This is a genomic window from Vibrio sp. 10N.237.312.B06 (assembly GCF_041464685.1).
Lineage (GTDB): Bacteria > Pseudomonadota > Gammaproteobacteria > Enterobacterales > Vibrionaceae > Vibrio > Vibrio tasmaniensis_A.
Genome location: NZ_JBFSPI010000016.1, coordinates 41,289 through 56,977, shown reverse-complemented (window position 1 = coordinate 56,977; position 15,689 = coordinate 41,289). Strand labels below are relative to the sequence as shown.

12 protein-coding genes are annotated in these 15,689 nt (G+C 43.2%); 1 reads left to right on the top strand and 11 read right to left on the bottom strand.

Annotation, left to right across the window (positions count from 1 at the left end; all coding sequences use genetic code 11):
- Window positions 1-128 precede the first annotated feature (128 nt).
- Window positions 129-2,585: a hybrid sensor histidine kinase/response regulator gene (locus AB6C75_RS06585; RefSeq protein ID WP_102502579.1), complete on the bottom strand. Its 2,457-nt coding sequence runs from the start codon at window positions 2,583-2,585 to the stop codon at window positions 129-131.
- Window positions 2,586-2,756: 171 nt separating this feature from the next.
- Between AB6C75_RS06585 and AB6C75_RS06580 the strand changes: the two genes are divergently transcribed.
- A complete protein-coding gene (locus AB6C75_RS06580; protein WP_372107409.1) occupies window positions 2,757-3,326 on the top strand; it encodes a UPF0149 family protein in 570 nt (189 codons plus the stop codon).
- Window positions 3,327-3,444: 118 nt separating this feature from the next.
- Here AB6C75_RS06580 and AB6C75_RS06575 read toward each other — a convergent pair whose 3' ends face one another.
- The 10 genes from AB6C75_RS06575 to pal form a co-directional block, all read right to left on the bottom strand.
- Window positions 3,445-4,476: a potassium channel family protein gene (locus AB6C75_RS06575; RefSeq protein ID WP_009846405.1), complete on the bottom strand. Its 1,032-nt coding sequence runs from the start codon at window positions 4,474-4,476 to the stop codon at window positions 3,445-3,447.
- Between the two features lie 189 nt (window positions 4,477-4,665).
- Window positions 4,666-5,478 (bottom strand): ABC transporter ATP-binding protein, encoded by an 813-nt coding sequence (locus tag AB6C75_RS06570; protein WP_102502582.1) that lies wholly within the window; start codon window positions 5,476-5,478, stop codon window positions 4,666-4,668.
- Between the two features lie 354 nt (window positions 5,479-5,832).
- Window positions 5,833-6,894: a FecCD family ABC transporter permease gene (locus AB6C75_RS06565; protein WP_372107421.1), complete on the bottom strand. Its 1,062-nt coding sequence runs from the start codon at window positions 6,892-6,894 to the stop codon at window positions 5,833-5,835.
- The gene (locus tag AB6C75_RS06560) at window positions 6,891-7,931 is read right to left on the bottom strand and encodes an iron ABC transporter permease (RefSeq protein WP_102502584.1); all 1,041 of its coding nucleotides are present in this window, start codon (window positions 7,929-7,931) and stop codon (window positions 6,891-6,893) included. Before AB6C75_RS06560 ends, AB6C75_RS06565 begins: the two co-directional genes overlap by 4 nt.
- Window positions 7,932-7,970: 39 nt before the next feature.
- Window positions 7,971-8,954 (bottom strand): Fe2+-enterobactin ABC transporter substrate-binding protein, encoded by a 984-nt coding sequence (fepB, locus tag AB6C75_RS06555; RefSeq protein WP_372107406.1) that lies wholly within the window; start codon window positions 8,952-8,954, stop codon window positions 7,971-7,973.
- Window positions 8,955-9,071: 117 nt separating this feature from the next.
- Complete coding sequence (locus AB6C75_RS06550; RefSeq protein WP_372107404.1) at window positions 9,072-9,887, bottom strand: siderophore-interacting protein; 816 nt, start codon at window positions 9,885-9,887, stop codon at window positions 9,072-9,074.
- A 168-nt stretch (window positions 9,888-10,055) separates the two neighbouring features.
- Window positions 10,056-12,116: a TonB-dependent receptor gene (locus AB6C75_RS06545; protein ID WP_372107402.1), complete on the bottom strand. Its 2,061-nt coding sequence runs from the start codon at window positions 12,114-12,116 to the stop codon at window positions 10,056-10,058.
- 905 nt (window positions 12,117-13,021) lie between these two features.
- Entirely contained in the window at window positions 13,022-14,083 is a 1,062-nt protein-coding gene (nadA, locus tag AB6C75_RS06540) for a quinolinate synthase NadA (protein WP_372107400.1), read from the bottom strand.
- Between the two features lie 209 nt (window positions 14,084-14,292).
- A complete protein-coding gene (gene ybgF, locus AB6C75_RS06535; protein WP_372107398.1) occupies window positions 14,293-15,075 on the bottom strand; it encodes a tol-pal system protein YbgF in 783 nt (260 codons plus the stop codon).
- A 33-nt stretch (window positions 15,076-15,108) separates the two neighbouring features.
- Entirely contained in the window at window positions 15,109-15,651 is a 543-nt protein-coding gene (gene pal, locus AB6C75_RS06530) for a peptidoglycan-associated lipoprotein Pal (RefSeq protein WP_009846381.1), read from the bottom strand.
- Window positions 15,652-15,689 lie beyond the last annotated feature (38 nt).

The following is a 15,689-nucleotide window of genomic DNA, read 5'->3' as shown; positions in this document are numbered from 1 at the left end:
CCAAATTAAAAATAAAGTTGTAAATTAACAACCAAAAACCACTTTAAAAGCAGTCACTTCCACCAAAAAAACCCACAAAGGTCAAATAACGAGCGATTTGTTATTATATTTCCGTAATTAAACAACAACTATGCCATAGGAAGATTTACCGTAATGGTATTGATGATTTCTTGTTCAGGAGTGAAACCGAGAGAAACCTGCTCTAAAGCTTTATCGACGTGATCTGTGAGCTTTGCATTATTCATAGGTTCAGCATGAACACGCAAGCTCTCTAATGCAGACTTAATCAGCGCTAAGTTATTATCTTCGAGCGCAACGTACAGCGTGACGAGTAGCTCTTCGGTGTTATCTTTGTTTCGTAGATCAGGTTTAGGTAGTGACTCGCTGTTACTTTGCGAATCGTTTTTTTCTACATCTAGGCTATCAAGATCATGAACTTTAACTTCATGGTATTGGTAAAGCTTGTTTGAATAGCGGAATAACGCATCATCCAACTCACGCTCATCAATCGGCTTGGCAATAATATAATCCACACCCGCACCAAGCATACGTTCGCGAGTCTCTTTAAAGACATCAGCCGTACAACCAAACACCAGTACCGATGATATCTCGCCTATCAAAGCTCGAATTGCAGTGGTTGATTCAACGCCGTCCATCACTGGCATATGGTTATCCATTAATACCAAATCAAAGCGCTCAGCCACCACGGCTTGTATCGCAAGTTCACCATTTTCGACGCTCTTACAAGTAAAGCCTTTACTGCTCATGAAGGTTTCAATAATGACGGTATTGGTTCGGTTATCTTCGACAATCAGTACCTTCAAGCCAGAGTAATCTAACTTTTTATGTGGCAAGCTCTCTATTTCGCCAGGCTGGCAAGGCTTAATCTTCAAGCGAACATCGAAGCTGGTGCCTATCCCTTCTTCACTGGTGACGCTAATACTGCCCTCCATCAATTGGGCAATTTTCTTCACAATCGCTAACCCGAGACCAGTACCGCCAAAGCGTCTCGTAGTCGAAGACTCAGCTTGTTCAAACGGTTTAAAAATACGTTTTTGTGCTTCTTTAGATATACCAATACCGGTGTCGCGAACTCGAATACTAAGGTAGGTGTCACTCCCCTCTACGACTTCTTTAAGATACACCTCGACAAAGCCTCGAGAGGTAAACTTGACTGCGTTGTTTAAGAGGTTAAATAAAATTTGGCGAAGGCGTGCTTTGTCTGAGAAGTACCAACGGCCAGAAGGCACTTCGGAGTACACTTTGAATTGAAGCCCTTTCTCGGAAGACAATGTGTAATAGACACTGTTGATACTTCCTATAATTGAATCAAGCGGGAATCGTGTTTCATCTAGGTCTAACCGACCCTGCTCTATCTTTGAAAAATCCAAAATTTCATTGAGTAACGTCATCATATGATCACCCGAATCATACAGGCTCTTAAGATGCTTCTCTTGCTCTGTGCTCAAAGGGGTTTTCAGTAAGATCTGAGCCGTTCCTAATACACCATTCATCGGGGTACGAATTTCGTGTGACAAGGTCGCAAGAAAAGCCGTTTTGGCATTGGTTGATGCTTGAGCTTTAACCTTCTCAGCTTCGAGATAGATGGTTTTTTCGTTGAAGGTTTTGATCAAATGTCCGATTTCATCATCACTAGAGTAGTCAACATCGATGATCTCGCCCGCTTTAGAACTATCAACTTGGGCGGCAATCGTTGTGATTGGGCTTATCAAATAGCGGTTCAGTAAGTAATAACCTGCCATAACACACAATAATAACAGCGGCACAATACCGCTTTCAACGCTCATTACCTGACGAAACACTTCGTCTGCTACTCGTGATTTTGAGTTGACGACATCCACTTGCCATCCAAACTCTCCAAATTGGTTACTACTAATATAAATCCCATCAACGAGATTGAAGTTATGAGAAACCAACACTTGGTTGAGTTTGTCTCTTAGAGTAATACCAAGGTTGTATTCTTCCGCATGGTTCTTCATAAAGCCGAGTAACTCTTCGAGTGAGAGATCCACCGTCGCGACACCTGCAAAAGTTCCATCGTAATAGTAAGGTGAAGATGCTGTGATCATTTGAACATGTGTATATGGGTCAATATACACATTGCTCCATGCAATGGTTCCCTGCACTTTGTTTACTACAGATGTATACCAATATTCGTTTTGATAAGGCGCATTTTTGGGGTTGTTATAAGAAAAGAGCTGGTCAATATCACCATCGTCGGCTTTGTTGAAAAAATAACTGTTAAGGATTTTATCAGAATCCAATGCATGCGGTTCTGGCCAAATACCTGCGCTGACGATCGTGTCATCGCTCGCCGCCAACATTGACTTAATAAATAACGGTATAACATCAGTATCACTGCGCTGTGCCTGAGCGAAACCAACCAAACTATCAACAAAACCTTGAGAGCTACTGAGGGGCTCTGTAATCAATTCCGATAACAGTTGTGTACGTAAGTCGAGATTTTGTTGCAACTTAGCGCGTACAGGAGATTCTACGACGTAATACGTCACACTACCGACAATGGCAATGAACATTGCGAGGTATACACCAAGCGCTACCATACTTTTTTTCTTAAGAGACGACCGTATTTGCATAATTATCTTGTTGTTTTCTTTTCTGTTTAACCTAGTGTTTATCACTAATGACATCAAGCGTTTTTAGATTGAAGCTTGATTGGCGCAAGTTCATTGGTACTATAAGCGCAAATATGTTCCCTTTTACGGTACCTCACTTTGACTTTACAAGATATTCTTGCGCTTCCAGAGTTGGAAGGAAAGCTAATCACAGAACACAAAACCATGGGCTTTGTCACTGCAATGGCAGCAGATCCAAATGTGTTAACTCCTCATGAATGGCTACCATTCCTTTGGGGTGGCGAAGAAGTCGCGCCTTTTACCGACGGTGAACAGCTGGAAAGCTACATTGAAGTTATCATCGCGCTTTGGAACAAAACCCGCCCAGAACTGATCGAAGGTACTTGGGTATGGCCTGAAGCTTGTCAATTAGATGATGCAGAAGTTGTAAATACAGCAGCTCGCGATTTTTGTGAAGGCTTACTTCAAGGTTGGCAGATAGCCCGTGATGATTGGGAAACACTGATGCCCGAAGACAGCGAAGACAACGCACTGGTCGGCGGCGTGTTGCTTTCACTCAGCATGCTTTACGATCCAGAAACTTCCATTGCTACCCTTGCCGAACAAGGCATCGAAGGCCTTGAGCAGTTTGAAGAGATCTTTAACGCTGTGCCTGTGATGCTTTGCGGGTTAACGCAACGCGGTATCGCATTAGCTGAAGCTCAATAATTTTCCATTCTCTCTAAAGCGAGAGATATAAAAGAAATAAGCTGCGCTATATTCGAACGATAGTAAGAAGGCCTCACAATGAGGCCTTCTTTCGTTTCAGGTGACACTAAATAGCCGTCTAAAAGCCTTTCCAATCGAAATGATCAATTCGCTCATCGGCAATGTAAAACAACTTAGTACCGCTGCTGACAACTTGGTCTAACTCCGGATTAAGCTCTATACCACTCCCCGTATCAATCGCGATCAGCGTTGCTTTATACTTCTCTTTGAATACAGAGAAAATAGGCGCGACGGTTACAGGTTCGGCATCTTTAGGGTAATACGTCGAATACTGTGTCATACCTCTAGTTGAGCTTAAAAGCTCTTGATGAAGTGCACTTGAACCGGGATCAACCGCAGCTTTAGCCAGCATTTCGGCACCCACTGCCGGAATACATTCAGAGTTTGGGCAATGTTGATGCAGTAAATCGCTCAACGCCTCATCTTTAAAGTAAACCAGAAGATGAGCCTTAGGGTTTCGGTTCGCACAATAAAGCGCCGCAGACAGCGTGATATCGTCTTCGGGGTTATCAATAAGAATACAGCTGGCTGACTCAATGCCCGTTTTCTCCATCTCTTTGCCATCGGTGTAGCTGTTTACCTTAACGAAATTGATCTCACCGGGTAACGGATTTTCAATATCTGAACGCGTACATAATACGATTGGTCGCTTGCCCGTTTCTTCATGTTGCAGCATACGGATGAGATGAATGGTTCTTTGTTCATTCCACCCCAACATCAAAATGTGGTTTTCCACTCTAACTCTCCTTTTACCTAACAAGCCCGCTCGCCAATATTCAACACCTTCTGTTGCCACCTTACCCAGTAAAGCAGCGAAAAGGCTGAGCCCTCCAGGGATAACAAACAAAATAACAATCCATCGCCCCGCTTCCGTCGTCGGTGACAAATCGCCATAACCAACCGTAGAAGCCGTCACGACTAAATAGTATGCAAATGTAGTAAACGAGTTGGTTAAGTCCGTTTCACCCGCCAAATACAATGTCGACCACGATAAAAACACGTAGCCGAGGAAAGTAAACAATAGGTTTTTACCATTCAAAACAAAGATATTCGCTTTGACCCAACGTTTGAGTTGTAACCAGATTATCATTAGAGCCTCTAATCCATTTCTCTTAGTTACATGCTAGAAAAAATAAATGATATCAACAAGATGTATCTTAAGAAAAAGGCACATGAGCCCAAAATAATGCCAATAGTCCACATTTAGGTACAAAAAGACTTAGAAATATCTACAAACAATCTCTGGAGTAAATCAAAACTGAACAAAAAGTCATATGAGTTACTTCCCCAAAGGCACAATCAATGGAGTATGACTTACGGGATCATCAATAATAACGCTATCTAAGCCAAATACTTGCTTAACGAGTTTGGCGTCAATTAAAGACTTAGGTTTCCCTTGTGCGACAATTTCTCCACCAGCAAATGCAATCAGATGATCCGCATAACGACAGGCTTGATTCAAATCATGCAGCACGGCGACGATAGTGTGTTTTTTCTCTCTATTGAGGCTGCGGAACAACTCCAACAAATCGATCTGGTGTGCGACGTCTAAATAAGTTGTCGGCTCATCAAGTAATACTATCGGTGTTTTTTGTGCTAATACCATGGCAATCCAAACTCGTTGTTTCTGACCTCCTGATAGTTCATCAACCTGCCTCTCGGCCAAATCGGTGACACCAGTATCTTCCAGCGCTTGAAAGACCGCCTCTTGATCATCTAAGCTCCACTGCTTAAACAGTTTTTGATGCGGATAACGGCCTCTTGCTACCAAATCAACGACTCGAATCCCTTCAGGAGCTTGTGAGCTTTGCGGCAGTAACCCCAACTCTCTCGCCAACTCTTTAGCTGGTACTTTTTGGATATTCTGACCATCTAGACAAATTTGGCCTTTAGAAGGTTTCAATAAACGGCATAAGCTTCTCAATAAGGTCGACTTTCCGCACCCGTTGGGTCCGACAATGACCGTAAATTTACCTTCAGGAATATGAAGTTCGAGATTTTCACAAATAACGCGATTCTCGTATGCAAGTTTAAGGTTACTTCCATTTAGTCGAGAGGTGATTTTAGATTTAACCGGTGTCGATAGGCTCATAAGTTTCTGATTTAATTTATGTTAAACAATATCCCCAAGTAACTTTTAGCTATTTGCTTATTTAGCTAATTACTTAACTAATTAGCTCTAGCTATTCAGTTGCTTGGGAAAGCGTAGCATCAAGAATAGACTTGTTGCTGCTTAAGGTTACGCTTGGTTTCTTCGGGGCTAAAACAGGCAGCGTTACACAATTTCAAGTTCAGTTGGGTACACCATAAACCATTGGACCAACTTGTCATTTTTGAGTACTGATCTAACTCGGTAAAACGAGTCTTGCTCTAACACTCATATACTTGACAAATAATCGGTAAACTTAAGAAGTATCGCTCTCATTAATCATATGAGTACCTATGCTTAAAACTGGCGAGATCGAGTCAATAGCCAAATTAAATATATGCCACCTACAATACCCGTCATCCTGCCTATCGGCACGCTTGCTTGAAAAGGCAACCATTGAATTAAAACATCCGCGGTTAAGACCAACAACGCGCCCATAAGAGCTGAGGAGAACAAGGATAATGCTCGCGACTTTCTCAATCGACCAACTAATTGAGGAGCAGCAAGGGCAATAAAGGCAATAGGCCCAGCAGCTCCTGTCGCGAATGCGGCTAAGACCACAGCAAAGAAAATCATAGAAAGACGGACTCGCTCTACTCGGATACCCAGCTGAGTTGCGATGTCATCCCCCATCTCTATCATGGCAAGCTCACGCTTTAGCATCATCATAAAAGGGAGGAGGAGACATACCCCTATAAGTACAGGATAAACATGTGTCCATGTCCTAGCATGCAGTGATCCTGCAAGCCATAGATTGGCCAAAATGGCATTGTCTAAATTACCCTTAACTAACATCAGGCTGTTCAGCGCACTCAAAATGGACCCGATCCCAATACCAGTGAGTATTAGGCGATACCCTCCAACCACTCCTGTTTTTACCGCAAGTAAGTAAACGATAACAGCCGTGATTACTCCGCCGACTATCGCCGCGATTGCCACTTCGATAGCCCCTTGCTCAAACAAAACTATTTGAGCAATTGCACCGGTCGCAGCCCCCGTAGTGAAGCCAATGACATCTGGAGAACCAAGAGCATTTCTTGATACCGATTGAAATACCGCACCAGAAATGCCTAACGCAGCCCCAACAAAGACCGCAGTAAGAACCTTCGGTAGTCTTATGTTAAGAATTATTCGCTCTTTTACGCCCCCCTCTCCAACCCCAAGAATGATATCGGCCACTTGAGGCAACGAGATATTAAACTTACCCAATGTCATGGAATAAGTTGCAATAGCGCAAACTGATATCAACAAAATCAAAGCGACAAGTATATGAGACGGTTGATAACAGAAAGAAAACTGACCGAAGCGTACAACACTTCCCGAGCCAGAATGTTGAAGAGTGTAAGGCTCAATCATCATAGGAGAGATATCTTCCAACGTTTCACTAAGAATACAAAGAATGGCCCGCCGATTAGAGCAATCATAATGCCTACACTGATCTCATTGGGATACCCGACGATCCGGCCTAGTACATCGGCGACAACTGCCAGAATGGATGCAATCAGTAAAGAGAAAGGCATCAACCATTTATGATCAGGCCCCGCCGCCATCCTTGCAATATGAGGGGCAGTAAGACCAACAAAGCTGATAGGACCAGCCGCCGCAGTAGAGGTCCCCGCTAAAACCACAATAGCAATAGAAGCAAAACACCATATTTTGATCGGGTTAACACCTAAGGCGTGACCAATATCGTCCCCTAACGAGACAGTATCTAAGGCTTTACTTAATGAAAACGCGATTGCTAATCCAATGGCTATTAACATGGCAGCCGGGATCAAGACATCGTAACCTCGCCCTTGAAATGACCCCACAGCCCAATGTCTATATTGTTCAAACACCATTTCATTGCTGTTTATTGTGATCATATGAGTCAGCGCAAGCAACACAACCGACAAAGCAGTTCCCGCCAATACAACTCTTACAGGGTTAACCCCTTTATTTACCCCAGCAAGGGCAAAAACACCCGCTCCGGAAACAGCCGCCCCAAGTAAACCAAACCACATCACATAGGCCATATCATGGATGCCCAGAAAGGCTATCGCTGATACTATGGCAACTGTCGCCCCCGCATTGACACCGAGTATCCCAGGATCTGCTAATGGGTTACGAGTTAAGCTTTGCATGATAACGCCAGCAACACCAAGCGCACCGCCAACAACTAAAGCTAACAAGGTGCGTGGAATTCGAAGGTGGACAACCAATAGATGATCACTGTTGGTTGGATCAAAAGAAAAAATCGCATCCAAAGTCACTACCGGCGATATGTAATGCGTGCCGATAAAAAGGCTAAAACACGAGGCAAAAAATAACAACACGACTCCCGCTATCAGCCATCGTCGTCGTTGTCCATTTCTTATCTGTTCAAATGCTTCTGCAGGACTAGCAATACTTGTCATCACGGACATCCTTTACCCATTTCCCATCGGCATTAGCCATTAACCTGCATTTGTATCTCGTTCAAAAAGCTGAACAATGTCGTTAACGATTTCGGTAGCACTATACATATCGATACGAAATGAATTTTCACCTAAACCAAAGACTTGTTTATTCCGGACGGACGGAAGGTTGATCAGGATTGGGTCGTGCATAAATCGATTAGCGCTATCCTCACTCGCTTCTAGCAAAAATGTCGTATCAGCTTTAAGTTGAGTCAGCAGTTCAAAGTGGACGCGCATAAAATCTGATAAAGGCACGGTGTTGTCATGCCATTGACGATTTTGCACTTCCATTTTGAAACCGAGGTCAATGAGCAAGTCGGCATGAACGCCGTCCTCTAATGCGATAGCATTGGTTGCTCCAGGTCCAAAATACGCCACAATATTGGTTTCGCCTTCTGGTATCTGTAGCTTGTTTTTACTCTGGTTAACGAACAACTCAAACTGGCTAATTTTTTGTTGGGCTTGTTCTTCTAACCCTGTCGCCTGTCCAAGCCTCAAAGCCAAGTCTTGCCATGATTGTGCGGTGTAATCCAAAATAATGGTTGGTGCTATTTGCTTAAATTCAGCTATTTGATCTCTCGCCGAATCACCACCGCGCCATGCTACAACAATCAAATCAGGTTCATAGATATAGGCAGACTCTAAATCAACGCTGCCGGCAGGCCATGCCTTTTCCACGCTTCTCTGTTCAGCAATATCTGCCCATTGACTAAAAAACTTTCCTTCATAAGTGAGTGCTGTTGCGGCTAAAGGAGCATCAATAGCCAGTAGCGTCCCGCTAATCGTCACCGAGGTAGAAAGGATTCGAGTCGGTTTAGATGGGAGCACTGTCTGTGAGCCATCCGCATTGACGAAAGTCTTGGGATAAGTATTTTGATATGTCATTTCGGTTTCTGCGAAAACAGAAGCCGAAGCTGAAATCAAAAAAACAACAACGAACTTAAACATAATATTGATTTTAAAAATTACATTGATTCTCATTTACCACTTGCACTTCATTTAGTCTAAGTTTAATTATTAAGATGGACTTGCTGTGGTGATTACTAAATCAGAAAAATCATGGCTGAAACATCTATCGAATAACTTCAATAAAGCTGATTAGTACTCTTCATCCATAACTTCATGACGTTCATCATGGTACGCTTCTTCATCCTTACCTCGTTTCCAGTAAGGAATCGCATACATATCTTTTTTAGACAGCTTGTACTCTTGTTTAAGCGCTTTACGACACGCAATCACGCTTTCATTTTCACCCGCAATGAAAGCCGAAAGCGAGTGAGATCCATTCGGTGCAATTAAGCCGGAAATAGCTTCGCTCAATAGAGATTGATCGCTATTTTCGTCTCTAATTAGCCACTTCAGAACCAGACCTTGCGGATGCTGAATATCATGCTTATCTGCGGCATCCTCTATCTCGATAAATACATAGCCTTGAATGTCAGAGGGAAGGCTCTCCAAAATCGCACTAATGGCTGGTACTGCTGTTAAGTCTCCCGCAATAATATGCCAATCTGCGGGTTCAAGTAATGGGTCAGGCCCAGCAGGACCTACAAGGCCAATTTGGAAACCTTGTTCTGCTTTAATTGCCCACCCGCCGCCGAGAGAATCGGTTCCGTGGTTCACGAAATCGATATCAAGCTCATTCACATCAGCTCGATACTTTCTTACGGTATAGGCTCGGGGCACGGGTTTATGCTCAGGCCAAATCACAGTTTCACCTTCTCGGTAAGGTAACTGCAATATCCCACTAGCTCTATTGGGGAAAAACACTTTTATGTGTGTACCATTTTGATCTTCAGGGAACCCTTTTAAAGAGTCGCCCGTAACAGTTACTCGCAGTAGATGCTTTGAGATCTTCTCCTTACGAACAAAGTCCAACAACATCGGATGTAAACGCACTGGTTGATCGCTCATCAATTTTCCTCTTAAAGAGATCTACAGTATTGAGGGGAAAGCATGACTTTGGTGGGAGCCTCTCCTAATGTTCAGAGTTTTACTCATAGGGTCTTCGCCACTTTCCATGCTAATGATTTCAAAATAAACGCCTTGTTTTGAGCAAGGCGTTTTCTTATATCTAACCGATTAGAAGTACAATTCTACTGAACCACCAATTTGGCGAGGTGCTTGCTTCGTAATATCGTCTCCACCAAAGTTGAATGTTTCTTTTTCAGAATCAAACAAGTTTGTAGCGAATAAAGACATACGTCCGTTAGTAAACACATAGGCAACTTGTGCATTTGCAACCCAGTAAGCATCAATACTCTGGTTAGCTGAGTTTTCAACGTCACTGAAGTAATCTCCAGTGTAATTCGCATTACCACTCAATTCGAAATTCTCAGCAAACATGTATAAAGCACCGAAGCTTGCCGTCAAAGAAGGGGCTCGAGCGAGTTCTTTTGAGCTATTAGCATGATCTTTGTAACTTGTTTTCAACAAACCAAGTGAAGCCAATAGTTCTAGGTTTGATGTCGTTAACCAACGGCTTCCTAGTTCTGCACCGTAGGTATATGCTTCATCAACATTATCAACTTTCACATCACCTTTTGATGAAGTCTCCAGAACTTGGAAATTATCGTAGTCGTTGTAGAAGACGTTAGTTGTTAACTCAAGTTCATTATCTAGCAGACTATGGCGAGTGAAGAATTCATAGTTCCAAACGTATTCGTCTTCGTACGTATATGAAGAAAATGCCCACGTTTTGTTATTGAAGCCAACGCCGCCACCTCCAGAGTTAAAGCCCTTAGCTGCTCGGATACCCACGGTTTGGTCTGATTCAGGCTTATAGGCAACTTCAAGCTTGGGAAGGAATACATTTGATGTTTCATCATAATCTAAGCCAAAACGACCCGGGGCAACATAGCGTTTTTTGCTTTCGCGTTCGAATCGCCCTGCCGCTACAACTTCGATGCTCGGCATCACCAAGTACGTCACTTCAGCGAATGCCGACATAGCACGGTTTTTGCCTTCCATTGGTATAGATGACCCAGTCTGTTCAAATACATCGTCATCTTCAGATTTGAAGTAGCGTAAACCAAACAAACCAGAGAGATCTTCGCTAAGGGAATCAAATCGAACCAAAGGCTCTATTTGGAACTCATTACCTTTGGATTTGAAATCCTGCTTTCTGCCTGCAGGGTCAGTGATTCGGTTGTAAGTGCGATCGGTGTAGATCAAATTATTTTCAAACACTAACGTATCTGAGATGTCATAAGATACATCCCAAATGCCGCTTGTTGACTGAGTTTCGTAAACAGCTCTATTGATCTTTGTTTGTTGAGATTCAGATTGAGGTCCCACAGTATCCATATGGGCAATCGTTAACGTGGTTTTGAACCCAGGAAGGCCTGCTGGCTCTAGCAAAAATTTACCACGAGCTGTCGTCATTTCAATGCGATTAGGGTCACCGACTGGTTCATAAGCAGTAAGGTCTGCGTAACTACTGCGTTTTTGTTGATCAACACTCAATCTGAAGGCCAGTTGATCTTCTAGTATTGGCGCCGAGATAACCGCTGCGGTTTGAGAATAGTCTTGCTGACCAATAGCAGCCTTTACTTTGCTCTCAAAATCGTAAGTCGGATCATTAGATTTTAAAACGATAGCACCCGCAGATGCATTTCGGCCTTGAACGTAGCTTTGCGGTCCAAGATAAATTTCCGCTTGCTGCATATCCCATAAAGAACGAGGGCCAAACGCAACTTCAGAATAGCTGAGTGAACGTCCATCAATTGAAAGGTTCAACCTTGGCACGGAGCCACCAAAAGCAGCCAACCCGCCAATAGAAGGTCCAGAACCATCAACACCACGAATCGATGGTAGGTTATTACCCTGCCCTGAATCCACAATGTTTGGTGTTAACTGCAGCAGATCGTCGACCTCAGATGCGCCTGGAGTACTCGCGATACGATCTTCATCATACACATGCACGCTTGAGCCTGTATCATAAATCGAACGTTCTATTTTTTCGCCATACACGGTAACTTCAAAAGTAGTTTTGTCTTCGTTAGTGGTAGTTTCATTATTATTGTTTGTCGCTGCAAAAGCTTGACCACTTACACTAAGTCCCATGATGATTGCAGATAAGGTGCGAAGTTTGAATCTGCTATTTCCTAGCTCATTCACTGTCGCGGGGCGTAATGCTGTCATTTAAAATTCTCCTTGATTAAGCATTAACTTTAGGTGGGCTCATGTAACGGCATTTATAATGAAAACTAGGGAAGACATTCAAAAGGTGTTGAAAACGCAACAACTCAAAATGAGTATAAGCTGTACTTCCTTAGCTCCTTATTGACCACTGCTTTAATACATGAGCCAAAATTCCGACTGAAAACCGTCACATTGAACAAGCCCTAAGTCACTCAACGAATAAATTGAAAAATGATTTCCCTTTCAATGACCTGACGAATTTTCAACCGTACCTTATCGGTTGCATATTTAAATGTAAAGCATTCTCATTTAATATTGATAATAATTATCACTGGCATTAATTAACTTGAATTGAGAATTCTGATTTTTGATGGTTCGAGCACCTAACGAGACGCCCTATTCATGAAGAAGGGAAGAAAAATTAAAAATAAGACAGTATTAAGCTTATGTAGAGTTAATCTGAGACAGAGTTAAGAGCTTTAGAGAGGTACTTGAGCAAATGATTAGCAGGCTGAGTACGTAATCCTACTCATCTCTTGAATAGTTAAGCGGTAGCCTGCAATTCCGCTATCACTGACACCAATAATCGAATATTGCTCTCCTGCTAAAGCGCTCGTGCGGACTGACCATCTCGCTGATACTGGCTCGTGAACACTCTGTCTCAGACTTACCATGTCCATAAAAATCAGGACTTATTAACTGATAGCTATTACTAATAGTGGTATTTGCTACGATTGGTACATATCTAATGCAAACAGCAGCTACTAGTCAGACTAGATAGAGGCTAATATTCAGATACAAAAAAACCAGCACTGCGGCTGGTTTTTTAATGATGACAAATGCACCACATTATAAAGACTGCATAGTTATAAATATTGGATTATTTATAACCTCACGTCATTAGATTAAGCGTTGCCTTTCACTTGCACGTTAAGCTGCTCAGCAAAATCTAGCATGCGGTTCAATGGGATAAGGGACTTCACGCGCAGTTCGTCAGAAACGAAGATCTCGTGTTGCTCGCCACCATTCTCAAGCGCATTTTCAATCGCTTCAAGGCCGTTCATTGCCATCCAAGGGCAATGCGCGCAGCTTCGACAAGTTGCACCGGCACCTGCTGTCGGCGCTTCAATCAGCTCTTTTTCAGGAACCAGTTGCTGCATTTTGAAGAAGATACCTTTGTCTGTCGCGACAATCATCTGTGGATGAGGCAGCTCTTTTGCTTTCTTGATCAGTTGACTTGTTGAACCAACAGCGTCAGCCAGTTCAACCACGCTTGCTGGTGATTCTGGGTGAACCAAAATAGCCGCTTCTGGGTATACTGATTTCATTTTCTTCAAAGCATCAGCTGAGAACTCGTCATGAACAATACACTCACCTTGCCAAAGCAACATGTCAGCGCCAGTTTGATTTACGATGTAAGAACCTAGGTGACGATCTGGGCCCCAAATAATGGGTTTGCCTTCAGCGTCTAGGCTTTCAACGATTTCTAAAGCGATGCTCGACGTAACTACCCAGTCTGCACGAGCCTTAACAGCCGCAGAGGTATTCGCGTATACAACCACTGTATGGTCAGGGTGAGCATCACAAAATTCTGTAAATTTGTCTGCAGGACAGCCAAGATCAAGAGAACATTCAGCTTCTAGTGTTGGCATTAGAATGCATTTTTCAGGTGTAAGAATCTTTGCTGACTCCCCCATAAAACGAACGCCAGCGATGATCAAAGTGCTTGCAGAATGGCGGTTACCAAACTTAGCCATTTCTAATGAATCGCCAACAAAACCACCAGTTGCTTCAGCCAGGGCCTGAATTTCAGGATCTGTGTAGTAGTGTGCAATTAGAACTGCATCTTTTTCTTGAAGTAGTGTTTTGATGTTTGCGATGTGGGCCTGCTTCTGAGCGTCGCTCAGTGGAACTGGCTTAGGCGGAAACGGGTAAACTGTATCGATTTTATCTAGTATATGACTCATTGCTCTTGCTCTACGCAACTTCTTCCGAGAATTAGAGTATTCTACACAGGACAGCGATTGGGATCAAAAAGGATTGGTTTCAAGCGATGACTAACTAATGCTTAAAACGCATAAACAAAGCGATGCGTTGGCATTACAAAGAAGAGAAGTAGACACAAAACGAAAGTGATCAGATATAAAAAAGAGGTACCTGAGCACCCCTATTTTGTTTACAAGTGGGTTTTAGCCACTTTAGCCGAAGCACTGTTTGGATACTCGGTTACAACTTGCTGGTAATATTTCTTAGCTTGCGTCGCGTTGTTGTTACGCGTAGCTATGTCACCAAGCTTAACCAGAGCATCAGAGCGCTTGTTGGAGTCTTTGTATGACACAACAGCGGCAAAGCTCTTCACAGCTTCCTTATCTTGCTTTTTAGCGAAATAAAGCTGACCTAACCAATAATGGGTGTTAGGCGTGAAGGTCGAGTCTGGGAAGTCTTTTTGAAACTTTTGGAATGCTGCAATCGCACCCGTGTAGTCTCGTTGCTTTAGAATCATATCTACAGCATTTTGATAAGCGGTTTGCTCATCAACATCAGTACTGAACGTACCAGAAGCATCCTTAGAGCCTTCGCTCGCTGCTACTGCTACCGTTGCTGTTCCTGCTGCTTTCACCTCGCCTCTCACACGATCCAGTTCAATGAACAATTCACGTTGGCGCTCGAGCATTTGTTTCATATCGTAGCTGTTTCGCTCCAACTCACCACGAAGTTCACTGATCTCCAGTGACATATTGTCGATTTGCTGCTGCATTTGAAGCTGAACGAGATTACGATTTTGAAGCAAGCGCTCTAAACGCTCAATATCTGATTCGTTAGATGCTGATCGAGAGGAAGATGATGAATTTGTTGCGGTGCTATTGAGATCGGATACTGGAGCTGGTGCAGCGAACGTAGTGTTCGCTGCACTTGCCAGTAACGAAAGCAAAATGACTCGCTTTGTGTTACTGAACATGAGGCAATTCCTCAATTATATAGCCTACTGAAATTAGTAAACTAGTACTGCACGACGGTTTTTAGCGTACACGTCTTCAGATTGACCTAGAAGAAGTGGCTTCTCTTCACCGTAGCTTACGATAGAGATTTGGTCTGCTTGAACACCTAGAGCTTGTAGGTATTTCGCTACAGCTTGTGCACGACGCTCACCAAGTGCGATGTTGTACTCAGGAGTACCGCGCTCATCAGCATGACCTTCAACAGTAACGTTCATATCAACGTTCTTAACTAGGTATGCTGCGTGAGCTGCAAGCATTTCTTCGTAGTCGCCAGCGATAGTAGAGTTATCGAATGCGAAGTAGATTGTTTGAGTTTCGCGTAGCGCTTGCTCTTTAAGCTCTTGCTCAGACAGTTGACCGTTAGCGTCAATTGGCGTTACAACAGTTGTATCTACGTTGCCTTCTGAACCTGAAGTTGTTTGGTTGCTTTCTGTGCCAGATGTTGCAGAAGTTGCTTCATCAGTTGAGCTACATGCCGTTACTGCCATCACTGGTAGTGCAATCATCAAGCCTTTAAGAACTTTGTTAAGTTGCATCTTTTTTTCCTTACGTTATCAAACTTAGTTTCTACAGC